This is a genomic window from Spirosoma luteolum, from assembly GCF_054778875.1.
The window spans coordinates 1-24,419 of the sequence record NZ_BAAGZE010000006.1 but is presented as its reverse complement, the minus strand read 5'-3'; the positions used below and the strand labels follow the sequence as shown (position 1 = coordinate 24,419).

The window sequence follows — 24,419 nt, the reverse complement described above, 5'->3', positions numbered from 1 at the left end:
AAATGGGAAACGTTGCTAAATGGCTATATATTCAGCTTAGAGGTGGGTATATACGTTACTCGCTGACCGGCTTGACTATGCATGTCTTAAAAACAAATATCTATATTGGCAATATGTCAATTACATGGTGCTGTTCCTGAACGAAAAGTCGAAAAATAACAGCAGATCGATACAGACTTCTTGTGTTTTTACAGATAAGATTCTGTGTAACCGTGGTGGAAAATTCAGGTTAAGTCGACGAGGAAAATGGTAAACATACGCTGAAGAGTAATTCCGAAGGAGCCGATAAATATATGGGCAGTCGTAGTTGCTGATGTTGTAATTACCGCTTACGTTTCTTTTCGATGGAGCAGGGCTCGGCCGGCGTACCGACGGGTCTCCGGCAGGCTACGTAGGCCAATGCTTTCCGCTATCTCCGGGCAGACGTGTGTAAGGGAACCTACACTGTCTATGATTGATCAGCGCAGCTTTTGATAATCCGGCAACTCATGTAAAAGCTTGGGTAGGCCGATCGTATAATAAACCGCTCAACTATATACGTGTTTGTACCGGATCGGGAGTGCAGGCTACTCGTGGCAGCCGTTGCGTGCGGGGCTGTCGGGCCTGATCAGCCCATCGGGTTTGACTCTGGCAGGGCCCGTTTGGGCCGGTAATCGATGGGTACAGGAAGCCTGGTTGTTACCCGCAAGGATGGCTTTGCCCGTTGGTGCCTGCCTGCAACCCACGGTAACGGCCCGGGTTTAGTTGATACAGCCCCGGTCCGCACGAGGGGTTGAACCTATGAACGCTTATTTTGCTTTTACTGATAGTAAACAGGCGGAAACAAGTGGCGCACTGGTATTTTTGGCTGGTAGCACAGCGGCAGCCATAGACGTATCAGAGGGCATTTCGGGTTTGTACAAGTCCTGCCAGGAATAGTTTACCACGTAAGATGAACAAAGTTTTGCAGGCGGGGGGCACGCGGCTCGATACGCTTAATGCCTATTCAATTCTGGACTCGCTACCTGAGCAGGAGTACGACGATCTGACCCAGCTGGCATCGCAGCTCTGCCAGACACCTATTTCGTTGATCACCCTGCTAACCGATGAGCGCCAGTTGATCAAGTCGAACCATGGCGTTGTGCTGGGCGAGTTGCCCCGTCAGGAGTCGTTCTGCACCCACGCGCTCGCAACGCCGTACGAACCCATGATCGTTACCGATGCCCGCAACGATCCCCGCTTCGTCGATAATGCACTGGTAACGGGCGAACCCGAGATTGTTTTTTACGCAGGCATGCCGCTCACGACCGACGACGGGATGGCGCTTGGCACGCTGTGCGTACTCGACCAGAAGCCCCGGCAACTGACTCCCGAGCAACTCAATGGCCTGCGGATTCTGGCCCGGCAGGTGATGACGTTACTCGAACTGCGTAAGGCCAATGCCGCCAGCAAGGCCAGCGAAGAGCGATACCGGCAACTGGTGAGCGACCTCGACAAGCAGGTACAGCAGCGTACGGAGGAGCTGCAGCAAACAAACAATCAGCTAAGCGAAGCCAACGAAAATCTGGCCAGTTACAACGCGCAGCTGATCCGCTCCAACAGTAACCTGCAGCAATTTGCCTTTGTGGCGTCTCACGATCTGCAGGAGCCACTCCGAAAAATTCAGTCGTTCGGCGCGTTGCTCATCGACCGGTATAGCGCTGGTATGGATAGCGCCGGCATTGATATGCTCAACCGGATCGTCAACGCCGGATCACGCATGTCGATGCTTATTCGGGACTTGCTGAGTTATTCGCGCATCTCGACCCGCCGGGAAGAGGATCGGCGGGTGGCGCTGAATGAGGTGATCGAAGCAGTACAAAATGACCTCGATTTGATGATGACCGAAACAGGCACCCAACTGTCGGTTGCCGATCTGCCGGTAATTTCGGGCGACCGGCGGCAGCTGGAGCAACTGTTTCAGAACCTGATCGGCAATGCCATCAAGTTCCGGCGTCCGGAAGTGCCCCCCCAGATTGTCGTCACAACCACCTGCATCGCTGCTGAACAGTTGCCCGTGGGCCTGGTGCGTGAGGGAAATGCCCTGCAGTTTTACCGGATCGATGTGGTCGATAATGGAATCGGTTTTGAGCAGCAGTATGCCGATAAGATATTTCAGGTATTCCAGCGACTCCATAATCAGAAAGCCATTCCGGGATCAGGAATCGGGCTGGCCATTTGTGAGAAGGTAGCCCTCAATCATGGCGGGGGGATTCTGGCAACCAGTTCGTTGGGGGCGGGAGCCACCTTCAGTATTTACTTTCCGGTGCCTGTCGATACTACACCGGCCTGAGGACGCAGGCCCGTCGCGACAATAAAATGAGCCCGACCCAGCTCCGCCTGCTGTCTCGGCCAGTGAACGGTCGGGTCTGACTGGCAGGGCCGTGGCTGGTTATCGCCAATCAGGAGGCAACGCATACGGATGCCCTGACGAAGCCTTGTCGGATACTGCGAAAATGGATGGCAGGAGTGGGGTCGGCGCTTAGATAAGCTATTCCGTACTGACTTGTCCGGTATAAGTCTGTATGGCTCCTTCAAGGTGGGCCAGCAACGCTTGCTGACTGGTGGTTAATGGCAAAAAACGGAGCAGTTGATAAAGCGAACAGGCCACCGGCAGGGGGAGTTCCAGCAAAAACTGTTTGTCGCGTGGCCGTCGCTGCCAGGTAAAGATGCGTTTCAGCGTCAGGCTTCGCCCATACTCCAGCAGGACCACCACAGGAACTGATTGCTGCAGCGCTGATAAATGACCGTACGTTCGACTAATCGAACCAACAAAGGCCAGGAGCGTAACAAATTCGGCCGGGTATATACGAAGTCTCAGCATAGTAAACGGTAAGCCAGTATGCGTATTCGTGAAAGCACGGTAGCAGAAGCCAAAAAAGGGGCTATCTGGGTAGTATCCTGTGTTTCCAAATGGAGACGTTTGGAAACATAAATAGTAACTGTGTTGGTATAGTTTAAATTTAAAATAATATAATACAAAAATGATCATTGGTGACAAAGTAGTGACCAGCATGTGGTAGGCCACGGCAACCCGGCGTGGGTTTAATTTATTCCACCTACGAGCCCGGGTTTATGCCGGGTGGACAGGGGGGGATGAGCCCAAAACCAGATGAGTCGCTGATACGTATGTACACATAGACGAATCGAGAGGTAATTATATGGCAACTCACTACTTCCTTATAGTGTCGGTACTGCTCAATCTGGGCATAGCTATTGTGTATGGCCGGGAGGCCTGGCAAACGACCCGCGGGCTGAAGTGCCGGCTCAAATGCGTGTCAGCGGCCTCGTTTTACGCGCTGACGAGTGTGTTGCTGCTGCTGGTTATGGCGGACCGGCTGTAGCGTTCAACCACGTCACGTTTACCCGATCGGGCGGCTTTTGCGGGCAGGTAACGGGGCCACGGTCGGTCAGGCCCGGCCGGTCGGCGGCATTCCGACGAAATAGCAGTAGTTTACGAAAGATGGGTTACTTTTCAACCCATAGATTCTTCAGCGGCCAGGGCTGCTGATCGGTCTACTCCTGTCATTTTCACGCTAAACCTGTTATCTGACAAAACTGCCCATGAAACCTGTTCTGTTAACTATGTTGCTGGCCGGCCCGCTGATGCTGACCAGTATGGCCCAGTCGAATACCGGCACGTCACCGCGTGTGTCCGTGGCCAACGGCACGCTGGAGGGCACGCTGGAGCCGAGCGGTATCCGATCGTTTAAGGGGGTTCCATTTGCGGCACCGCCCATTGGCGACCTGCGCTGGCGCGAACCGCAGCCGGCCGCCAGGTGGCAGGATGTGCGCCCGGCAACGGCCTTTGGTCCCCGGGCTATGCAACGCCCTATTTTTGGCGATATGGGTTTTCGCTCCAACGGCGTTAGCGAAGACTGTCTGTATCTGAACGTCTGGACTCCGGCCAAAACAAACCGCGAAAAACTACCCGTGTTGGTCTATTACTACGGCGGGGGCTTTATGGCCGGCGACGGGTCGGAACCCCGTTACGACGGTGAGCAGATGGCCCGCCGGGGCATTGTGGCCGTAACGGTCAATTACCGGCTCAACGTGTTTGGCTTTATGGCCCATCCCGAACTGACCCGCGAATCGCCCCACAAAGCGTCGGGGAACTACGGTCTGCTCGATCAGCAGGCGGCCCTGAAGTGGGTGCGTGAGAACATTGCCCAGTTTGGGGGCGACCCGGCCCGCATCACCATCGCCGGCGAGTCGGCCGGGTCGATGTCGGTTAGCGCCCTGATGGTGTCGCCCCTGTCGAAAGACATGATTGCGGGGGCCATTGGCGAGAGCGGTTCGCTGATGGGTACACTGCCGCCCGTGTCGCTGGCCGAAGGCGAAAAGGCTGGCGTGGCCTTCGCAGGACTGGTTGGCGCGTCATCACTGGCTGATCTGCGCGCTATGCCGGCCGAGAAACTGCTGGCTGCTACGGCTAATCCGGCGGTGCCCCGCTTCCCGATCGTTGTCGATGGTTATTTCTTTCCAAGTAACCCGGTTGCACTCTACACGGCGGGCAAGCAGGCCCATGTGCCGCTGCTGGTGGGCTGGAACTCCGAAGAAATGAATTATCGCGCCCTGATGGGGCAGGAGCCCGCTACGGTCCAGAACTACACCAAGGCCGTGCAGAAAGCGTATCCGGAGAAGGCTGCCGAGATCATGACGCTGTATCCGGCCAGAACGGACGAAGAAGTAGCCCAGGTAGCCACCGATCTGGCAGGCGACCGCTTTATTGGCTTCAGTACGTGGAAATGGTCGGATGTGCAGAGCCGTACCGGGGGTAAGCCCGTCTACCGCTACTATTACGAGCGCCCGCGTCCTGCCATGACCGAAAAAATGGGTAATGCCGTGCCGGGGCTGGCCGGGGGCGTAGTGAAGACCACCGAGGCCGCACCTAAAATGCCGGCCGCTCGCGGGGCCGTTCACTCGGCCGAGATCGAGTACGCCCTGGGTAATCTGCCCACCAATTCGGTGTATGCCTGGACACCCGACGATTATAAAGTCTCGGAGACGATGCAGCAATACTTCGCCAATTTTATTAAAACCGGCGACCCGAATGGAAAGGGTTTACCAAAATGGCCGGCTGTTGTACCAAACAAACCGGCCGAGGTTATGCACGTCAACGTAGAGTCGCGGGTCGAAACGGAAAAAAATCGCGCCCGGTACACAACGCTCGATAGCATTATGCTGCCTAAATAAACGCCCGGTAAGCAACTGAACTTCTGTTGGTTCGGATCTGGCTTTTTGCAAAAACGGATGCTGTCAGGCATCCGTTTTTTTTTGACGATCGATTAATTCACACCGACCCGGTAATCAATTGGGGCAGGATCCGGCGAATGTGTATCGTGTTTCTGTCAGTCGGGATAAATAGGGGCCGGAAAGCGAAAGTTTTGGTTTATACAGATGGCGATTTCTTGAAATCTGCTAAAAAGAGATCCCAAACTGGTGAATCCTACGTCAGCTTTATTACATTTGCCCAGGCTAATTAGAACAGACACACGATGAAAGCAAAGAACATTCAATTTTTCAAGCCCGAAGAGAATACCGCTGTAAAAGAATCGAAAAAAACGACAGCTAAAAAAGTAGTGAGCACCGGCTATATTTCCGGGGCTGGCAAATTGGTGTTTCCCGCCAAATCGGTTGAGCAACTGGGGCTGACCCCCGAAGACGTTAGCTTCATGATTGGGGCGCAGGAGGGCAAACGGAAAGTGAATGTGCTGTATCTGGTGCCTGCCGGTGCCGACGAAACCGGTGCGTTCCGGATGGAGAAGGCTGCCAAGAGTTATACCATCTCGCTCGCCCTGATTCTGCAGAAAAGCAAAATTGATTACGCCAATACTAAATACACGTTTGTGATCAAGCCGTTCACCTATCAGGAAGGTGTAACCGGCTATGAACTGCAACTGGAAGACACGGCTCCTAAAGCGCCTTACACCGGCAAGCCCCGCGGCCGTAAGCGGAAAGATGCAGCCGTGTAGGTTACCTGTATCCGTATAAAAAAAGGGAAGTTCTTGTCATAAGAACTTCCCTTTTTTCATGAACAGCCTTAATCAATCCGGCTAGCCGTTCCTAATTATCGGCATATAATTTTACCAGATCGGCCGCCAGCCGGAGCGCATCGCGTTTTGACAGAATAATTAACGTTGAGTCAGTCGATAACGAACTCATGTCCGGATTCTGGTAACTACTCAGGAGCAAATGACAGTCTTCCAGTCCGTCGCTGGTGTAAGTGAGTCCATAAACAACGTCGTGCTGTGCCGTGGGCAGGCGGGTAGGATAGCGATCGGTTTCAAAAGAAAATGATGTTTTTTTCATAATAATTGAGCAATGCGGTTGGTCAGGTTGTCCAAATGAATAAAAAGCAATTCGCAGAAAAAAATCCGAAATATTTCTGCTATGTACAGCTGGTAACAGTTTACCGGGCTGTAGGATAAACGAGTTGTACGTGCCGTGTTGAACCAACTGTGGCATACCGGTTGTCAGAAAATACAGGCCTGCCGATAGCCAATACGTGACTAATGAATGAATGCCTATACATGAATAACCCCGAAGCGCACGTACATGTCGCAAGCTGGTCGCGATTTTTGGGCCAGGGCGGTTGTTCGACCCGTTACGGACGCGGGGCTGATCCGCACCGGCAGCCGCCCTGGCCCTGATGGGCAACATCAGGCTCAGACTGGATTGCCTCTAAATTACCGAATGGGGCGGCTTTACGGGCATTCATGCCTACCTTGCAGACGCTTCGCGCGAATAGCTGGTTATGAAAGTGGTGCTGACTCTTTTACTGGTGACCCTGGTACTGGGAAACAGTCTGATTCCGGGCTTCGGGCTGGACCAGTCGACCCGGCTGGCCGGACTGGCGCACCACTACCAGCAGCACCGGCAGGAGCAGCCCTCGCTGGGCTTTCTCGATTTTCTGGAGATGCACTACGGCCCCAACGCTGAGCACCAGAAGCACCCCAACCACAGCCACAGTAACCTGCCCGCAGCGGGTCATGCCGTAGCGGCTTTCACGCCCGTACCCATTCGACTGCTGGTATCCATACCTGTGCAGGTCGTTATGCTGGCCAAAACAGCCTGTTTCCGGTACGCCAATCTGTATTCATTTCTGGGCGTTTTCTCGCTGATCAACCCACCCCGACACGCCTGATGCGTGCCGGCAGGCCGTAGTGTGCCTGTTCGGGTCAATTCTCCCCCTGTTGTGTACCCCGTCCGACGGGTACGCAGTTCCGCCTGCATGCTTACGGCCTGTCTGTCGTTTTTTGGCCCGTTTTCCACGCGGTCGATGCCTGCCTGTTTTCGTGGTCTTTATTTGTTCGTAACCAACGATGCTGAACGCAATCATTCAATTTTCAATTCGCAACAAGCTTATTATCGGCTTGCTGACTCTCGCCCTGATCGGGTGGGGGGGCTGGTCGGTAACGCAACTCCCGATCGACGCCGTACCCGATATCACCAACAACCAGGTACAAGTGATAACCAGCAGTCCATCACTGGCGGCTGAAGACATAGAGCGGCTGGTGACGTTTCCGGTTGAGGTCAGTTTGTCCAATATTCCCGGGCTCATCGAAATCCGGTCGTTTTCGCGCTTCGGCCTGTCAATCGTGACGGTGGTTTTCAGCGATGCCACCGATGTGTACTGGGCGCGGCAGCAGATTGCCGAGCGCCTGCAAAACGTGGCCGGCGACATTCCGCCCGGCGTAGGCACGCCAACGATGGCCCCCGTGACAACGGGGCTGGGTGAGATATTCCAGTACACGGTATCGCCGAAAAAGGGGTACGAGAGCCGCTACTCGCTGGCCGACCTGCGCACCATTCAGGACTGGATTATCCGGCGGGGGCTGCTGGGAACGCCCGGGGTTGCCGATGTCAGTGGGTTTGGCGGGCAGCTCAAACAGTACGAGATTGCTGTCGACCCCGACCGGCTGCGAAGCGTGGGCGTTACCATCACCGACCTCTTCACAGCCCTGCAGCAAAACAACCAGAGCACGGGCGGGGCCTACATCGACAAACAGCCCAACGCGTATTTTATTCGCTCCGACGGACTTATCGGCTCTACCGACGACATTGCCAACATTGTGGTCAAGCTAAACAACCAGGGGCTGCCGGTGCGGGTGCGCGACCTGGCGCAGGTAACGATGGGGTCGGCCGTGCGCTACGGGGCCGTAACGCGCAATGGCGAGGGCGAAACCGTGGGGGCGGTGGTGATGATGATCAAGGGCGGTAACTCCTCGGAGGTCATCAAACGGGTCAAGGAAAAGATTGCCGATATCAGCAAGACGCTGCCCGAAGGCGTGCAGATCATTCCGTTTCTCGACCGTACCAAGATGGTCAACAGCGCCATCGGGACCGTAGAGCGCAACCTGATGGAAGGCGCCCTGATCGTGATTCTGGTGCTGGTGCTGCTGCTGGGCAACTGGCGGGCGGGGGTCGTGGTGGCGTCGGTGATTCCGCTGGCGCTGCTGTTTGCCCTGGCCATGATGAACCTGTTTGGCGTGTCGGGCAATCTGATGAGCCTGGGCGCCATCGACTTCGGCCTGATCGTCGACGGGGCGGTGATTATTGTGGAGGCCACGCTGCACCATATCATCCTGCGCAACAAAGACCAGACCCTGACCCAGCAGCAGATGGACGACGAAGTGTTCGGAGCCGCGAGCCGCATCCGGTCGTCGGCGGCTTTTGGCGAAATCATTATTCTGATCGTTTACCTGCCCATTCTGGCCCTGTCGGGAATCGAGGGCAAGATGTTCAGGCCCATGGCCCTGACGGTCGCCTTCGCCATTCTGGGCGCCTTTATTCTGTCGCTGACTTACGTGCCGATGATCTCGGCGCTGCTGCTGAGCAAAAACGTGGTGCACAAGGAAACCTTCTCCGACAAGATCATGAAGCGGATCCAATCGGTTTATGAGCCGGCGCTGCTGTGGTCACTGCGCCACCGCCTGCCTATTCTGGCCGGTGCCGTTGGCTTGCTGGTACTGGCGGGTTTCCTGTTTACGCGCATGGGCGGTGAGTTTATTCCGCAGCTCGACGAGGGCGATTTTGCCGTCGACACCCGCACCCTGACCGGTAGTTCGCTATCTGAAACGGTCGATGCCACGCTGAAGTCGGAGAAAATTCTGCTGGAGCAGTTTCCGGAGGTGGAGCAGGTGGTGGCCAAGATTGGGTCGGGCGAGATACCGACCGATCCCATGGCCATCGAAGCCGCCGACCAGATGGTTATTCTGAAACCCAGAGACCAGTGGACATCGGCCACCACGCGCGATGAGCTGGCCGAAAAAATGGCTCAGGCGCTGTCGGTGATTCCGGGCGTTACGTTCGGGTTTCAGCAGCCGGTGCAGATGCGCTTCAACGAGCTGATGACGGGCGCGCGGCAGGATGTGGCCCTGAAAATTTACGGTGAAGATCTCAACAGGCTCGAACAGCTGGCCGGGCAGGTAGGCAAGCTAATCCGACGCATCGACGGGGCGCAGGATCTGTACGTCGAGCAGGTAGCCGGGCTGGCGCAGATTCTGATCAAGATCGACCGCAACCAGATTGCCCGGTATGGTCTGAACGTGGCCGACGTGAACCGCACCATCAACACCGCCTTTGCCGGTCAGACCGCCGGTCAGGTATTCGAAGGGGAAAAGCGCTTCGGGCTGGTGGTGCGGCTGGCGGCCAGCAAGCGGCAAAGCATCGACGACATCCGCAACCTTTACATTGCCGTGCCCGGCCCGTCGGGGCAGCAGATTCCGCTCTCCGAGGTGGCTCAGGTCAGCATTCAGCAGGCCCCCAACCAGATCCAGCGCGACGATACCCACCGGCGCATTACGCTTGGTTTCAACGTGCGGGGGCGCGATGTCGAAAGCATCGTGGCTGAGCTAAAGCAACAGGTCGATGCGAACATACGCCTGCCGGCCGGCTACTCCGTAACCTACGGCGGTCAGTTTCAGAACCTGGTCGACGCCAAGCAGCGGCTGAGCATTGCCGTGCCGCTGGCGCTGGCGCTGATCTTTGCCCTGCTCTTTTTTACGTTCAACTCGCTGCGGCAAAGCCTGCTTATTTTCATGGCCATTCCGATGGCCGCCATCGGGGGCGTGTTTGCCCTGCTGCTGCGCGGCATGCCGTTCAGCATCTCGGCGGGGGTTGGCTTCATTGCGCTCTTCGGCGTGGCGGTGCTGAACGGTATTGTCCTGATTGCCGAATTTAATCGACTCCGGCACGAGGAGGGCCTGACCGATATGATCGACATTATCCGGCAGGGTGCCGAAATCCGGCTGCGCCCTGTGGTCATGACGGCCCTGGTCGCGTCGTTTGGCTTTATCCCGATGGCGGTATCGAACTCGGCAGGGGCCGAGGTGCAGAAACCGCTGGCCACCGTGGTCATTGGCGGGCTGCTGACGGCTACGCTGCTCACGCTCATTATTCTTCCCATTCTGTATTCGCTCATGGAACGCAAGGCCCTCGCCCGCGAAGCCCAGGCCGCTGCCGCCCAGCCCGCGCCGGCTAAAACAACCACGCTGACCGTAATGGCCCTGCTGGTACTGGGTAGCCTGACCGGTCGGGCGCAGTCGCCGGCCATGCAGGCCCTGACACTGGAGCAGGCGCTGCAACAGGCCGGCACCCGCAACGCCCAGATTCAACTGTCGGGGCTCAACGTAAGTCAGCAGCAGGCCCTGCGCCGAACCGCCTACGACGCCGGGCGGCTGTCGGCCACGGCCCAGCTCGGGCAGTACAACAGCCGCCGGTTCGACAATAATCTGACCCTGACCCAGTCGATCCCAAACCCGACGCTCATGCGCCGGCTGGCCGATCTGAACGATCAGACGGTGGCGGTGCGGCAGTCGGAAGGGCTGGTAACGCGCAACGACGTGCAGTATCAGGTGAAGGCGACCTACTACGAGCTGGTTTATCTGCAGCAGCGAAAGAGCCTCTTCCGGCAGCAGGACACCATCCTGACCGAGTTTGTCAAAGCCGCCAGCCTCCGCTTCCGGGTGGGCGAAACGGGTAATCTGGAAAAAGCCACGGCCGAGAGTCAGCTGGCCGATCAGCGGGTACGGCAGGCGCAGACCGACGCCAGTGCCACGGCGGCCCGGTCCCGGCTGCAGACCCTGCTCTACCGGCCCGAACCCCTGACCATTCCGGATCAGGCGCTGCCCAAACTACCGCTGACGCTCCCCACCGATAGTGCCCTGATAGCGAAAAATCCGTTGCTCAGCCAGTTGCAGGCCCAGATACAGCTGGCGCAGCAAACCCGCTCGGTGGAGCAGGCGCGGCTCAAACCCGATTTTTTGATCGGCGTGTTTTCGCAGACACTTATCGGCAACCAGCTCATCGACGGGCAGGAGATTTACTATGGGCCCGGCCACCGGTTTATGGGCGGGCAGCTGGGCGTATCGATTCCGCTGCTGACGGGGGCTGCCAAAGCCCGCATCCAGGCCGCCCGGGTGGGCGAGGAGGTGGCGCAGACCCAGCTGCAGAGTCAGCAGTTTGCCCTTCAGCAGCAGGCTGCGCAGGCGCTGGCGCAGTATAACCAGTACCGCGATGCACTCACCTACTACGAGCAGAACGGACTGGCCCAGGCGCAGCTCATTCAGGACAGCGCCCGCAAATCGTTTCGCAGTGGCGACATCGGCTACGTCGAGTTTTCGCTGGCTATCCAGCAGGCGCTGACCATCCGGCTCAACTACCTCGACCTGCTGCACCAGTACAACCAATCGGTTCTTTACATCAACTACCTCGCCGGCAATCCCTGAGCCGTGCGTTCCACCGAACAGTCTTCATGATCCATTCCAGTAAGCTTACTCCTATTACCCACTCGCTGACGGTTCTGGCGGTTGGGCTCCTGCTGCTGACGGGCTGCCAGTCGGCCGAAAAAAGCACCGCCAAGGCCGAAGCCGACAAGGCCACCCCCGACTCGGCAGCCAGACCGGGCGAACCGGTGCGGGTCGCGCTCAGCCAGGCGCAGTACAATGTCGCTGCCATTCAGCTGGGGCAACCTACGCTGCGTAGCCTCAGCACCACCCTGCGCGTCAACGGCTCGCTCGACGTGCCGGCTCAGAATCAGGTGTCGGTAACGGTGCCGTTTGGCGGCTACATCCGCCAGATCGATCTCGAGCCCGGCATGGCGATCCGGAAAGGTCAGACGCTGGTGGTACTCGAAAACCCCGACTACATTCAGCTGCAGCAGGATTACCTCGACACCAAAGCCAAACTCGAGTACGAAGACCTGGAGTTTGCCCGGCAGCAGGAGCTGAGTCGCGACAACGTGGGCGCCCTGAAGGTGTTTCAGCAAACGCGGGCCAACCGCCAGAGTCTGCAGGCCCAGCTGGCCGGCCAGGCCCAGAAGCTGGCGCTGCTGCACATCAACGCGGCCACGCTGACGCCCGCCCGTCTGACCCGTACGGTGACGGTGCCTTCGCCGGTTTCGGGCTACGTAACGGACGTTCCCGTCAACAACGGCCGCTTCGTGAACCCCGCCGATGTGCTGGTTCAGATTACCGACGTCACGCACCCCCACGTTCGGCTGAGCATCTTCGAGAAAGACATCAGTAAGATTCGCAACGGGCAGCGCGTACTGTTCGGCATGGGAGCCGGCCAGTCGATGAACCACCGGGCCGAGATTTTCCTGATCGGCAAGGCCATCGAAGCCGACCGGACCATTTCGGTGCTGGCCCACCCCGACGGCGGCTATAGCCCGGATTACATGCCGGGGGGCTATATTACGGCCCAGGTCGACGTAAAAACCCAGCCTATGCCCGCCCTGCCCGAAGCCGCGATTGTGAATTACGGGGGCAAAAAATACGTGTATGTGCTGGAGCAGAAGGGGGGCAGCCCGGTTGCCTACACGTTTCAGCAGGTAGAAGTAAAAACCGGCGTGCAGGAAAACGGCTTTGTGGCCATCAGCCTGCCCGCCACCATCGACCCCGCCAAAACACCCATTGTGGTGCAGGGGGCTTACAGCCTGCTGGCCAAACTTAACAACAGCGAAGAAGAGGAATAACCATGGCCGATCAGCATCCGACCCGCGTGCAGCCGGGGCACCTGCACCACCACGAGGAGCACCTGCGCAGCTCCGATTTTATCAGCGATGTGGTTATCGGCATGTCCGATGGCCTGACTGTTCCGTTTGCGCTGGCGGCCGGGCTCAGCGGGGCCGTGGCCAGTTCGTCGCTGGTGGTCACGGCCGGCATTGCCGAGATTGTGGCCGGCTCCATCGCCATGGGGCTGGGCGGCTACCTGGCCGGCCGCACCGAGGCCGATCACTACGAGTCGGAGCGAAGGCGCGAAGTAGCCGAAGTCGAAACCGTGCCTGAAAAGGAAAAGGAAGAGGTGCGGGAGGTATTTGCCGCCATGGGGCTGAGCGAAGCCCTGCAGCATGAGATTGCCGACGAGCTGGCAAAAGATAAAACCCGCTGGGTCGATTTCATGATGCAGTACGAGCTGGGCCTGAGCGAACCCGACCCCAACCGGGCCACGCGCAGCGCCCTCACCATTGGCGGGGCCTACGTGCTGGGGGGCTTACTGCCACTGTCGCCGTACTTCCTGATCGACGTGCCGGCGCAGGCGCTGCTGTATTCGTGCGCGCTGACGCTGGTGAGCTTATTTGTGTTCGGGTATTTCAAAAGCCGGGTAACTGGCCAACCTCCGCTGGCCGGCGCCGTGAAGGTCATGCTCATTGGGGCGCTGGCGGCTGCGGCTGCCTTCGGGGTGGCCAAATGGGTAGGGTAGGGCTGCTCCGACGGCAGCCGTTGTACTGAGATTCATCAACCAATTCGATGTATGTGGCAGGAAGAAAACAACGAACTCGTCCGCAACTTTACGTTTGCCGACTTTACCGAAGCCTTTGGCTTTATGACGAAGGTGGCGCTGGTGGCCGAAAAAATGGATCACCACCCGTGGTGGTCCAACGTGTATAATCAGGTAACGATCCGGCTCACAACGCACGATGCCGGCAATACCATCACGGAAAAAGACCGGCAGCTGGCAGGACTTATCGACCGGCTGGCTGCCGGGTGAAGCGCCTAACGGCAGTGTGTACCGGGTTGATGGATAGTGGTTTATCGATTTGGTAGGCTTACCGCTTACGAACATTTTTTTAGGTGAAGTAATCGGTGAATTCTATATTGGTGACAGCTTGCTACCGTAACCTGTCCACCGTTGAAATCATCCGTAACCCCCTTCGTACTGGGGCTGGTCTGTCTATGGGCCAGCCCGCCGGTTTATGCTCAGAAAGACAATATCTACCGCGAACAAACCCATACCTGGCTGGCTTCCGTGGCGCTCGGCACCACCCGCTATACCGGCGACATGAACGAGCCCGGCGACCTGTCGCACCTGCGGCTCGGCACGGCCGTAGCCCTCTCGGCGGGGTATCGGCTGTCAGAGCGGGTGGTGCTGCGAGCCGAAGCCCAGCTCTACTACATCCACGGGCGGCATCAGTACACCCGAATCGAATACAATAACCTCTCGTTTCACAGCCTGAACCCCGATGTATGGGCGGGTGTTCAGGTCGACTGGTGGCCCACCAGCCACCGGACCGTTCACCATAGCCCGTATCTGCTGGCGGGCCTGGGGCTAACCTACCTCTCGCCCCGAACCGATTACGGTGGGCAATGCTATGCGCTGGCCCCGCGGCATACCGAAGGCGTAGCCTATAATCGCCTGCCTGGGCTGCTGCGCTACGGCCTGGGCATCCCGCTGGTCAGTCAAAAACGATGGCGGCTCCACCTCGAAGGCACCTATACCCACGTCATGAGCGATTATCTGGACGATGTCAGCACCGTCTACGCCGATCCCGCCCAGCTGGACCCCCTTACGGCCGCTCTCGCCGACCGGCGCGCTGAACTGGGGCTGCCGCCCAACCCTGCCGGCGCCCAGCGGGGTAACCCTGCCCGCAACGACGGCTATTTTATTCTGTCGGCCCGAGGAGTGTACATCATCCGCACGCAGTGGGACCGCCAGTATCGCCGGAGTAGGCAGGGGCGCTAAACACCTGAACGTAGTACGTATGATCACGATACGCATCGATGAGCGCGACTCGGCCTGGCTGGGCGTGTATTTTCCGGAAGACCCCATTGGCAACGACCTGATCCGGCAGGTGCCGGGCCGGCGCTTTAGCTACTCGCGACAGGGCTGGCTGGTGCCCAACACCCGCGCATCGGTCGTAAAGCTGGGGCACCTGTTCGGGCGGGACTACTGCCGATTCGATGAGGCCGTGGTGCGTCTGTACAAACCCGCAGCCACGGCCGTAGAAGTCGAGCAGGCGACTAACCCGGCCTGGCCCCCGCCTGGTCAGCGCGGGGCTACCCGCCACCGCCTGCGCTTCCGGTACCTGCCTCCCGCCCGGGAGTACGACCAGCACCCCGTTATTGTGGCCGTTACCGAAGCCCTGCGGGTGCAGCAATACAGTTTTAAGACTTACAAAAACTACCGGCAGGCCCTGATTGCGCTGATTCGCTACGCCGAGCCCCGGCCGGTCGAAACGCTTACTAAAGCCGACTTTCAGGCCTACCTGCTTTTTCTGATCGACAAACGGAGGTTACAGGCGGCCACGATCAACGTCCATATCAACGCCTGGAAGTTCTACTGCGAGCAGGTGCTCCAGCGCGACAAAGAGTTTTACGATGTGGCTTACCCCCGACAGGCCACCAAACTACCCACCGTCTACAGCGTTGCCGAGGTGCAGGCGCTGTTCAGGGCCACAACCAGCATGAAATACCAAACCCTGTTTAAGCTGGTGTATGCCACCGGGATGCGTTTAAGCGAAGTGGCCCGACTTAGACGAACCGACCTCGACCGGCACCGGGGCCTTATAGCGATTCGGGGCGGCAAGGGTAAGAAAGACCGGGTTGTCATGCTGACACCTAAACTCCAGGCCGTTCTCGACACCTACCTGACGCAGTATCGGCCAGCCACCTACCTGTTTGAAGAGCCCGAGCGGGCCGAGCCGTTGCAGAACCGCACCATCCAGTTTGTGTACAGCGATGCGGTCAGGCACGCCGGCATCCGCAAAAAAGGGGGAATCCACACGCTTCGGCACAGCTTTGCTACCCATCTGCTGGAGGCCGGCACCGACATTCGGTACATACAGCAGTTGCTCGGTCACGAAAGCATACTGACCACCATGCGCTATACGCACGTAACGGCCGACAAGATCAGCCAGCTTAAAAGTCCGCTGGACGATCTGTAGGTACGTGCCGCCGGAGCAGGGGGCGCAGCTGCGACAGGCTGTAAAATCGTCCACACAGCGAATAGCCCTGCGTGTAGCGCAGCACCAACCGCCTGTTTTTATGGATAGCTCCCCGCGAATCGTAGCGATATAGCTCGTTATCGGCCCCGAAGAAGTAATTGGGGAACCCGTCAATATCCCAAGCACGTACGATTAGTAAAGTAGCAGCTATTTTTCGAGCCATAAATTTGCAAGTACTACACCAACTTTCTATCATTACGGCATTCCATCCGCAAAGGTATGAACGGTACTGTACTAAACTACATCCTGCTGACTGTGAGCTTCTTGTAGTTTAGTTACTTTGCGTACATTAACTTGTTACGGTGAACAGCAAAAGCAGTGCTTCTATGCCATCGTTGGTCTACACAAGGTCCGGCTCGGACAGCGAACTCTAAGGCGTCCATTTCGGGCTCCCGTTGACACAAGAAACGCCCCGGTAGGTAGCCTTTTTGTGGGTGTGCAACGTACCGGGCGACAAGGGCACGTCTTGGCAGTTGGGGTTTAAGTTGCGTTCGAAAGGGCAAAAGCCCTAGTCAGGCAGATTTAGGCTTGTTTGACAACTTTCGCTCGATGGTCTGGTTTTGGTCAACACTCGCTCCTTCATAGCAAACCAAGTTTGTGCCATTTCAAACTTAAGCGCCATCTTAAAGCCCTTCGTGCAGGCAAATTTTCGTAGTTTTGCGACTGTAAACGATAACTATTCAGATGAACGAATTAAAAGAAAAAATACAACAATTAGCCGAAAGCTACTCTGCCAATCTAAAAGAGAAGATTGAGGAAAGAACAGAGGAAATGAAGGCGGACGACAACTCACACTACCTAATATACAGGGTGTTAGGCATAACTACAGAAGAAGGACAAAAGATAGATCTTTACCAAAACACAGGGCGTTTTCTTTATAAATATGCAGGTTCGTTTTTAGAAGAAGCAGCTACTTTATGTTTCAATTATAAATTTCCAGATGGGGTTAAAACAAAGGTAAAAAATACTCAAGGGCAACGCCCAGCTACATTTGAAATAGATTTCTTAAACGACAAAGATGCAATAGAAATCAAGTGGCGAGATGCAACCACAGATGGAGACCATATCACGAAGGAACATACTAGAGCTAAAGTTATTAGAGAGCATGGTTATAAGCCAATAAGGGTGATGTTTTATTATCCTCAGAGAGGACAAGCTATCAAAATTCAAGAAACGTTGAAAACACTGTATTCAGGCCTTGACGGAGAGTATTACGGAGGGGATGAAGCTTGGAACTATTTACATGAATACACTGGAGTTGATCTTAAAGCCGTATTGACGGAAATTGCCAACGAAAGAGTGCCCATCGTAAGTATGGAATTAAATGAAGGCATTGCTGAAATCAAAAAAAGTGATAGTGGAAATGGAAGTAAATAAAATAATTCAGGGCAATTGCACAGACAGACTCAGAGACATAGAGTCTTGCCAAGTTGATTTAGTATACTTTGACCCTCCTTTTTTTACTCAAAAAAAGCATTCTCTTTCAAATCGAGATAGCTCAAAAAAATACGAATTTAATGATATATACCCATCATTACAGGAATACATAATGCTGATCGAAAATACACTGATACAATGTAAAAGAGTTTTAAAAAATACTGGAAGTGTTTTTTTGCATTGTGATAAGACTGCATCTCATTATATTAGGATAGCATTAGATAAGATCTTTGGACCAGAAAATTTTCAAAGTGAAATTATATGGTCTTATAAAAGATGGTCCAATTCTAAAAAGGGATTATTAAACTCTCATCAGGTAATATTCTTTTATTCAAAATCAGAAGACTTTAAATTTAATACTATATATACTGATTATTCGGCAACAACGAATCTCGATCAAATATTACAAGACAGAGAACGAAACATAAATGGAAAGTCCGTTTATAAGAAAGATATCAATGGTAATGTAATACTTGGGAAAGAAAAAAAAGGTGTCCCATTGTCAGATGTTTGGGATATTCCTTACTTGAATCCGAAGGCAAAAGAAAGAACCGGATACCCAACTCAAAAACCTGTCTTACTTTTAAATCAAATTATTAATATAGCGACTGATGAGGGAGATTTAGTACTAGATCCTTTTTGTGGTAGTGGAACAACTTGCGTCTCTGCTAAATCTTTAAATAGACGCTATTTGGGAATTGATATATCAGCCAGCGCAGTTGAGTTAGCAAATTCTCGTTTGCAGGAAATGATAATATCGGAATCGAATCTATTAAATAAAGGCTCAAATGAATATTTAGAAAAAACAGAAGAAGAAATAGCGATATTGCAGGATATTAATGCTTTTCCTGTTCAAAGAAATTCTGGTATTGATGGTTTTTTAAAGGAACACTTTGGAGGAATGCCTGTTCCTGTAAAAATACAAAGCAAGTACGAGACGATTGAGGATGCTATCGAGAAACTAGAAAGGTCTTCTCTCGGAAAAAATTACCAAATGAAAATATTAATACAAACAAGAGACTCTGAAATAAGCAGACTATTTGCTATTAAGTCAGATGTTAAAATAGTAAAATCCCTTGCATTGAGAGTGAGTGAACTCACCAAAAAGTCAATAAATGTATAGCGGCACAGATGGTAAAAGCCTACGTGCAGTTGTTCGATAAACTGTATTGCTATACTATCCGCGTGGGCAGGCGACAGGCAGCGGGCCGCAGAGCCAGCGTTGACAGCCCAACATCCCATGTGTGTAAATGTCTCGCTACGCTCGTCATCAGCACATGGATGTGTTGGGTGAACATAGTAGCCAAAAATAACGTAGCAGTGGGCTTTCGTGCGACAGTGGGCACGTCCCACGACAGGGTGGTTTAGGCTCGTTAGTCGACTTCGGTTGACACGAGAAATGCCCCAATTAGGCAGTCCAAACACATTTCAATAGAGAATATTTTCACGAACAAAGTGTACATTTAGTCCGTCTACACCATTCATATCGATCTAAAACCATGACTAAAGTTTTAGTCCTTATCCTTGCCCTCCTATCAACTAACGTCTTTGGACAGAAAGACCCTTCCAAACTAGCCCAATCAATTGTTGAAGAAGGGAAATTACTATATAAATCGGAGATAGCTTCATGGCATGGCACAGACCTATTTTTAGAAAAGTATAAGGACAGAAGCAATGTTGGTGGGTACCTATCTTATACTGAAGGGGTAACAACCAAGAATATTTTCTTCTCAAAATCTACTGAGCCGAAAATCATTGGCACTATATCTTTCGATAGCACTTTTAATGAGAAAACAGCCCAAGTTGATTTGAATGAAAGGGATTTTACACTTTTAGAAAAAGATCTATTTGAGATAAGAAAAATTGCTTTAACTGAGATTAACTCAGACACCTTGTTCAAAAAATATAATAACACGAGCCTAAACCTTATCCCTATAATTATTCGTGACGATAAAAAGGTATATGTATTAACCGGCCCACAGCAAAACGGAGTAGTCATTTTTGGAAATGACTACGTGCTTCTTTTTGATAAGAACAACAAACTAAAATCAAAGCAACAGCTACATAAAAATATCATACCGATCCCTTATAAAAATGACGATAAGCAAACTCAGGCAACCATGCACAGCCATCTACCGGAGACAGGAGACTTGATCACTGCAACGGATGTATGTACTTTAATTCTTTACGGAAAATATGCAAAGTGGAAAACGCACAACGTAGTATCAGCCAAATATTTAAATATCTGGAATTGTGAAACAAACCAGTTGAATGTGATCTCAATGGAAACCGTAAAGAAGATCAACAAAGACCAAGAAGAGCGAAACAAAAGCAAACAATAGCTCCGCGTGGGGTAGCTTACCGTCGACAGGATGCTCACCGGTTGGGAAGCCAAGCACCCAACCAAACAGGAGTGTAAAGGTTGGGAGTTGGTTTTTGTTCAGTAACGTAGTGTGTTCACCATCAACCCCTGTGGGCGTTGAGTGTTCGTCTGTACAGGGCTTTCATTTCCCGCATCCGGGCGACAGGTTGCACGTCCCTAAGTTAGTCTGTTTGGCTCGTTGGTTTATTTCGGTCGACACGAGAAACGCCCCCGCTAGGTCGACTACAAAGTGTATTGGCCACGTAGCGTGCGACAGTCAAAACGCACCTGTTAGGCAGGTAGTAAAGAAATAACTATGTGCAGATACGGATTCAACGCTTACAAAGACACCTATGCTTGCTTCACCTGTCGAAAGGGATTCAAACGCAGGTTAGACAAGGATATATTGCCCCAAGACCGGCGTGACAGTGATATTGTGAGGTGTCCAGATTGTGGGGGCGAGATGAAGAACTTAGGCAAAGACTTGAGACTACCCGCTCGTAAAGCGGACGAAAAGTGGGCCGCCATTGAGTATCTTTCATTGCAGAACTATAATTTTTATTCGTGCGGATGTTGGGGGATTGGCCCAGTTCCTCAAGATTTGGCCGCAGCCAAATCTCTTGTGGAGAACCAGCGGCCGAAGTCTGAAGGCGAGACCTTGTTGATGAAGTTGGCGCAAAAATAGCTTCGCGTGGGTTAGCTGGCGGGCGACACTCGGGGTCGTTGGGTGCGGGTCTATAAATTAACTTGCAAGGCAGCGTCTCGGCGACAGGTTGCACGGCTCAGTGGTCAAGCTTTTGCTCGTTAGGCGGGTTTCGGTCGACACGAGATTAAGTTCAAGGCTTGCTAGCAATTGTCGATGATTGCGATCATAACAGTTTAAAAATATCATTCACACCAAAACCATAAAAAAGCATGGGACAACCCGCTGCTCGTGTAGGGGATATGCACGTTTGCCCAATGTTCGATGGCCCTAAACCGCATGTTGGGGGGGGCAGTAATGCCACCAGGTAAACCCACTGTGCTAATTGGGGGAATGCCTGCGGCCACCATTACTGACCGCTGTCTTTGTGCGAGTGCCCCGGATATTATTGTTCAGGGCGCCCAGACAGTTTTGATAAACGGTATGATGGCTGCCCGTTTGGGTGATATGACCGTTCATGGAGGAAGAATCGTGGTAGGTTGTCCAACAGTATTAATTGGAGGACCGACATTTACGACTCCATCATTCTTTGCAAAGTTCCTTAATATATTCCTTGACAATCTTAAATTTGAAGCGGGGTTAGTTGTTGGTTTTGTTGGCGGAGTAATCAATACTGTAGAAGGATTGATAAATGTATTGCTCCACCCAATAGAAACCATAAAATCTATTTTCAAATTAGCGGAATCAATCATTTTTACCTTATCCAAGAAAGAAAGATGGATTGCGCTAACCAAGAGAGAAACATGGGTAGAGATTAAAGATTACTTAGGAAATATTTATGATAATTATGAAAAAGCATCATCTTACGAAAAAGGTAAAGTAATAGGAAAAGCAACCGAATTTATTGCTGAATTATTACTTGTTCCAGAAGCAAAAGTAGCCGTAGCAGGGGAGGTTGTTGAAACTGCTAAATTTGCCGAAGCTGTAAAAGGAGCTGCTGGAATTGAAAAAGTAGAGAAAACGGCAGAAGTTGGAGAAATAGTCTATAGTAAGATTCCATCTATTGGAGCAGGGCGGGGAAACTGGGGTAGGTTGAAGGGATCGGAGGAATTTGATGCACGGTATGCTTATTTAAACGCTAACTTAGAAGCTGATGAAAAATTTAAACAATTAGGAAGTTTTAAAACACTAGAGGGCAGAGAGCATTTTTGGAATGAACACAATAAACCATATTTGGATAAAGTCGTCGAAAAAGGTGAGAGATTTCGTTTATTTGATGATCCAAATTATGATATGCTAATATATCAAGACGGAAACGTTGTAAAGGGAGAAACTTTTTTTGGCAGGGAGATGCAATATCTCTCCGATAAAGGTTACACGATTGACTATAAAGACGGTTGGATAAATCCACCCATAAAAAAATAAAAATATGAATATTTTGCTGGAATACCCAGAATTGGAGAATGATATTAAAACAGCTTTTAAAGAAACTATTGATAGAAATAATTTCAATTTTCAACATTTAAAGGAAGGGCAATATATTTTGTATAATAATCTATGTGAAATTAATATCTCTTATGACAGAGGAGATATATACTGTTTTTTTATTAATCCTAAAGATTTGGGAGATGACAGCAAATATCCGGTTCTTGCAGTATACAAACATTTGCTCCCGGATCAATACCAGGACAACGCTTGGTACGACGCAAAAATAAAATTAGAAAAAATTGCTTACATTATTAGAAATAACTTACAGAATGTTTTGAAAGGTGACTTTTCGTGGGCTCACGAATTTAAACAAAAACAATTATTTTTAAGAAAACTAATCAAATATGTCAGCAATGATATGGATCGAGATAGCATAATATATAAGAAATTTCGACAAAATGATCCAAGTTGGATGGAGGACTTAAATATATATATTAGTAAAAATAAGATTACTTTGTAGAGTTATTCATCATCCAGTAACAATTGGTCGAACGTTTCGACAGATTTGTCTAATCGCGTAGGTATATTGGGGCCGATAGGCCGACTGTTCGGTGAAACCAGTTGATGAAAAGCGGATTTGTTAGAACGTGTTGGGGAATTAAGTTTGGTAATGATCGTCGATACGCTGTAACATGATCTGGCTGTTGGCCAGATATAGCCAACTGGCCGAAGAAGATACCGTATGTTCGTAATCTTTGACGATTCGCCGAAAATGATTTGTCCAAGCAATGCTCCGCTCCACCACCCAGCGTTTAGCCACTGGTACAAAACCGCGGGCTGACTCAGGTCGAGAGGCTTTCTCAAAATCAATACTCCAGTTCGCCAACTCACGGGCAAACACCCCATTGTAGGCTTGGTCGCCAAAAATCTTTTCCAGCCGCTCGCCGACTCGCCAAAGGATTGACACAATAAGCTGTTTAGCGAGCGGGCCATCGGCTTGATTGGCCGCGTCCACATCCACCAGCCAGAGTCGGCCCTGCGTATCAACGATGAAGGTGCGTTTACGCCCATTGATCCGTTTATTCGGGTCAGTACCCCGGTAGCTGTTAATCAGTGGTGACAGCTTAACCGATTGTGAATCAATACACAATGCCGAAGGGTAGGCTTCGCGCCCAGCGTTGACTCGGTTTAGTTGATTTAAGGCAGCGTTCATTTGCTCGAAGGTACCCTTAGCCTTCCACCGGTCGAAGTAATAGTAAACCGCCTGCCAGTGGGGCCAGTCGGGAGGCAGATTGCGCCACTGACAGCCGGTGCGAAGCAGCCATAAAATTGCATCGACTATCTGGCGAAGGTCATGTTTGCGCTTGCGCTGAAGATCAAAAAAAGGCGATATTGTCGCCCACTGGTAGTCAGTCAGTGGTTGCCACTGAGAGGTCATGCTTTCGTTGCTTAGTCGCTACAAAGTTGACCTGACTACCAGCTTTTTAGATTCCCCAACACACTCTTATGTTGTTTGGCTTCGTGCTCGGCGTCGAAAGCGGACCGTGTGTTGTATGCGCTTCGCGTGGGGTATCTTCCCGTTGACAGGCATCACTCGAAGTGCTAACGCGGCAGCCCAACCGGCGAAGGGTGAAAAGGTGAGGGGGACGTACTTGGGTTTGTCTTATCTTGTGGCCATCAGCCCTTCGTGGCGTTGGGTGGTGCAACAAGCTGAAAAACAACGTAGTGGTGAGCTTTCGGTCGACAGGGGTCACGGCTCGACAGGGTAACTGTTTGGCTCGTTGCTCAGCTTCAGTCGACACGAGAATCATCCCGGTTGAGCAGGTTTAGGTTTGCGGGGCAGCGTCCGTACGACAGAGTAATTACATTCGTTTTCCGCTTGGCAGCATTAAGTAGTGAGCATGAATAGGCATGAAACAATAATCATCCAAATCTTAATCGTCCTATTCTTGTGTGGAATTGGTTGGCTTGGCTTTGTCCCCTGCTTATTGCTGACTGGTAATTTTGGATTCAATGTATTAAAGCTATCGACTGAGCCTTTAAAAATATTTATGATTGTCATGAGCCTTTGTTACATATTTTTTGTCGCAGGACTTTGTTTTTGAATCTGCAAAAAGATGGTAGCCTTCGGGCGGCAGGAGGCTCGCCGGTGAGGAAAGTTTGCAGCCTAACCAAACGGGTGTGTAAAGGTTCAGGTACTGCTGTGCGTCGTAAAGTTGGGTACTGAACTAAGCGTCACCAAGTTTGGGATCAGTTCGTTGAAAAACAGTCAAGGTTTCGATACGCTGAGCCAATAATGTGTG

19 protein-coding genes are annotated in these 24,419 nt (G+C 52.5%); 16 read left to right on the top strand and 3 right to left on the bottom strand.

Annotated features, from left to right (window positions below; translation table 11 throughout):
* Positions 1–931: 931 nt before the first annotated feature.
* Complete coding sequence (locus ACYVAC_RS10605) at positions 932–2,311, top strand: GAF domain-containing sensor histidine kinase (RefSeq protein WP_461097625.1); 1,380 nt, start codon at positions 932–934, stop codon at positions 2,309–2,311.
* Between the two features lie 198 nt (positions 2,312–2,509).
* Here the strand turns inward: ACYVAC_RS10605 and ACYVAC_RS10600 are convergent, their stop codons facing one another.
* Positions 2,510–2,842 carry a hypothetical protein gene (locus tag ACYVAC_RS10600; protein WP_461097624.1) on the bottom strand — a complete coding sequence of 111 codons (333 nt, stop codon included), beginning with the start codon at positions 2,840–2,842 and terminating at the stop codon, positions 2,510–2,512.
* Positions 2,843–3,179: 337 nt separating this feature from the next.
* Between ACYVAC_RS10600 and ACYVAC_RS10595 the strand changes: the two genes are divergently transcribed.
* The 3 genes from ACYVAC_RS10595 (at position 3,180) to ACYVAC_RS10585 (ending at position 5,993) form a co-directional block, all read left to right on the top strand.
* Positions 3,180–3,362, top strand: coding sequence for a hypothetical protein (locus ACYVAC_RS10595; RefSeq protein WP_461097623.1), 183 nt, complete (start codon positions 3,180–3,182; stop codon positions 3,360–3,362).
* A gap of 220 nt (positions 3,363–3,582) precedes the next feature.
* Complete coding sequence (locus ACYVAC_RS10590; RefSeq protein WP_461097622.1) at positions 3,583–5,214, top strand: carboxylesterase/lipase family protein; 1,632 nt, start codon at positions 3,583–3,585, stop codon at positions 5,212–5,214.
* A 302-nt stretch (positions 5,215–5,516) separates the two neighbouring features.
* Positions 5,517–5,993 carry a hypothetical protein gene (locus ACYVAC_RS10585; RefSeq protein WP_461097621.1) on the top strand — a complete coding sequence of 159 codons (477 nt, stop codon included), beginning with the start codon at positions 5,517–5,519 and terminating at the stop codon, positions 5,991–5,993.
* Between the two features lie 91 nt (positions 5,994–6,084).
* On the opposite strand, the gene ACYVAC_RS10580 is transcribed toward ACYVAC_RS10585, so the two are convergent.
* The gene (locus ACYVAC_RS10580) at positions 6,085–6,330 is read right to left on the bottom strand and encodes a hypothetical protein (RefSeq protein WP_461097620.1); all 246 of its coding nucleotides are present in this window, start codon (positions 6,328–6,330) and stop codon (positions 6,085–6,087) included.
* 445 nt (positions 6,331–6,775) lie between these two features.
* Here ACYVAC_RS10580 and ACYVAC_RS10575 point away from each other — a divergent pair, with 445 nt between their 5' ends.
* The 12 genes from ACYVAC_RS10575 (at position 6,776) to ACYVAC_RS10520 (ending at position 22,636) form a co-directional block, all read left to right on the top strand.
* On the top strand, positions 6,776–7,165 hold the full coding sequence (locus ACYVAC_RS10575) for a hypothetical protein (protein WP_461097619.1): 390 nt from the start codon (positions 6,776–6,778) through the stop codon (positions 7,163–7,165).
* A 178-nt stretch (positions 7,166–7,343) separates the two neighbouring features.
* Complete coding sequence (locus ACYVAC_RS10570) at positions 7,344–11,750, top strand: CusA/CzcA family heavy metal efflux RND transporter (protein ID WP_461097618.1); 4,407 nt, start codon at positions 7,344–7,346, stop codon at positions 11,748–11,750.
* Between the two features lie 26 nt (positions 11,751–11,776).
* Positions 11,777–12,997 (top strand): efflux RND transporter periplasmic adaptor subunit, encoded by a 1,221-nt coding sequence (locus ACYVAC_RS10565; RefSeq protein WP_461097617.1) that lies wholly within the window; start codon positions 11,777–11,779, stop codon positions 12,995–12,997.
* A gap of 2 nt (positions 12,998–12,999) precedes the next feature.
* Complete coding sequence (locus ACYVAC_RS10560) at positions 13,000–13,725, top strand: VIT1/CCC1 transporter family protein (RefSeq protein ID WP_461097616.1); 726 nt, start codon at positions 13,000–13,002, stop codon at positions 13,723–13,725.
* 51 nt (positions 13,726–13,776) lie between these two features.
* Positions 13,777–14,013: a 4a-hydroxytetrahydrobiopterin dehydratase gene (locus ACYVAC_RS10555; protein ID WP_461097615.1), complete on the top strand. Its 237-nt coding sequence runs from the start codon at positions 13,777–13,779 to the stop codon at positions 14,011–14,013.
* A gap of 141 nt (positions 14,014–14,154) precedes the next feature.
* Positions 14,155–14,985: a hypothetical protein gene (locus tag ACYVAC_RS10550; protein ID WP_461097614.1), complete on the top strand. Its 831-nt coding sequence runs from the start codon at positions 14,155–14,157 to the stop codon at positions 14,983–14,985.
* Between the two features lie 19 nt (positions 14,986–15,004).
* The gene (locus ACYVAC_RS10545) at positions 15,005–16,186 is read left to right on the top strand and encodes a tyrosine-type recombinase/integrase (RefSeq protein WP_461097613.1); all 1,182 of its coding nucleotides are present in this window, start codon (positions 15,005–15,007) and stop codon (positions 16,184–16,186) included.
* Between the two features lie 744 nt (positions 16,187–16,930).
* Entirely contained in the window at positions 16,931–17,623 is a 693-nt protein-coding gene (locus tag ACYVAC_RS10540; protein WP_461097612.1) for an ApaLI family restriction endonuclease, read from the top strand.
* Entirely contained in the window at positions 17,571–18,806 is a 1,236-nt protein-coding gene (locus ACYVAC_RS10535) for a DNA-methyltransferase (RefSeq protein WP_461097611.1), read from the top strand. Before ACYVAC_RS10540 ends, ACYVAC_RS10535 begins: the two co-directional genes overlap by 53 nt.
* Before the next feature lie 376 nt (positions 18,807–19,182).
* Positions 19,183–20,025 (top strand): hypothetical protein, encoded by an 843-nt coding sequence (locus tag ACYVAC_RS10530; protein ID WP_461097610.1) that lies wholly within the window; start codon positions 19,183–19,185, stop codon positions 20,023–20,025.
* 987 nt (positions 20,026–21,012) lie between these two features.
* Complete coding sequence (locus tag ACYVAC_RS10525; protein ID WP_461097609.1) at positions 21,013–22,113, top strand: PAAR domain-containing protein; 1,101 nt, start codon at positions 21,013–21,015, stop codon at positions 22,111–22,113.
* A gap of 4 nt (positions 22,114–22,117) precedes the next feature.
* Positions 22,118–22,636, top strand: a complete 519-nt coding sequence (locus tag ACYVAC_RS10520; RefSeq protein ID WP_461097608.1) for a hypothetical protein — start codon at positions 22,118–22,120, stop codon at positions 22,634–22,636.
* A gap of 138 nt (positions 22,637–22,774) precedes the next feature.
* On the opposite strand, the gene ACYVAC_RS10515 is transcribed toward ACYVAC_RS10520, so the two are convergent.
* A complete protein-coding gene (locus ACYVAC_RS10515; RefSeq protein WP_461097607.1) occupies positions 22,775–23,554 on the bottom strand; it encodes an IS5 family transposase in 780 nt (259 codons plus the stop codon).
* Between the last annotated feature and the right edge of the window lie 865 nt (positions 23,555–24,419).

Coding starts and splice junctions, on each gene's coding strand:
- ACYVAC_RS10605 (WP_461097625.1), top strand. CDS start 932: ATGAACAAAGTTTTGCAGGCGGGGGGCACGCGGCTCGATACGCTTAAT.
- ACYVAC_RS10600 (WP_461097624.1), bottom strand. CDS start 2,842: ATGCTGAGACTTCGTATATACCCGGCCGAATTTGTTACGCTCCTGGCC.
- ACYVAC_RS10595 (WP_461097623.1), top strand. CDS start 3,180: ATGGCAACTCACTACTTCCTTATAGTGTCGGTACTGCTCAATCTGGGC.
- ACYVAC_RS10590 (WP_461097622.1), top strand. CDS start 3,583: ATGAAACCTGTTCTGTTAACTATGTTGCTGGCCGGCCCGCTGATGCTG.
- ACYVAC_RS10585 (WP_461097621.1), top strand. CDS start 5,517: ATGAAAGCAAAGAACATTCAATTTTTCAAGCCCGAAGAGAATACCGCT.
- ACYVAC_RS10580 (WP_461097620.1), bottom strand. CDS start 6,330: ATGAAAAAAACATCATTTTCTTTTGAAACCGATCGCTATCCTACCCGC.
- ACYVAC_RS10575 (WP_461097619.1), top strand. CDS start 6,776: ATGAAAGTGGTGCTGACTCTTTTACTGGTGACCCTGGTACTGGGAAAC.
- ACYVAC_RS10570 (WP_461097618.1), top strand. CDS start 7,344: ATGCTGAACGCAATCATTCAATTTTCAATTCGCAACAAGCTTATTATC.
- ACYVAC_RS10565 (WP_461097617.1), top strand. CDS start 11,777: ATGATCCATTCCAGTAAGCTTACTCCTATTACCCACTCGCTGACGGTT.
- ACYVAC_RS10560 (WP_461097616.1), top strand. CDS start 13,000: ATGGCCGATCAGCATCCGACCCGCGTGCAGCCGGGGCACCTGCACCAC.
- ACYVAC_RS10555 (WP_461097615.1), top strand. CDS start 13,777: ATGTGGCAGGAAGAAAACAACGAACTCGTCCGCAACTTTACGTTTGCC.
- ACYVAC_RS10545 (WP_461097613.1), top strand. CDS start 15,005: ATGATCACGATACGCATCGATGAGCGCGACTCGGCCTGGCTGGGCGTG.
- ACYVAC_RS10540 (WP_461097612.1), top strand. CDS start 16,931: ATGAACGAATTAAAAGAAAAAATACAACAATTAGCCGAAAGCTACTCT.
- ACYVAC_RS10535 (WP_461097611.1), top strand. CDS start 17,571: ATGAAGGCATTGCTGAAATCAAAAAAAGTGATAGTGGAAATGGAAGTA.
- ACYVAC_RS10530 (WP_461097610.1), top strand. CDS start 19,183: ATGACTAAAGTTTTAGTCCTTATCCTTGCCCTCCTATCAACTAACGTC.
- ACYVAC_RS10525 (WP_461097609.1), top strand. CDS start 21,013: ATGGCCCTAAACCGCATGTTGGGGGGGGCAGTAATGCCACCAGGTAAA.
- ACYVAC_RS10520 (WP_461097608.1), top strand. CDS start 22,118: ATGAATATTTTGCTGGAATACCCAGAATTGGAGAATGATATTAAAACA.
- ACYVAC_RS10515 (WP_461097607.1), bottom strand. CDS start 23,554: ATGACCTCTCAGTGGCAACCACTGACTGACTACCAGTGGGCGACAATA.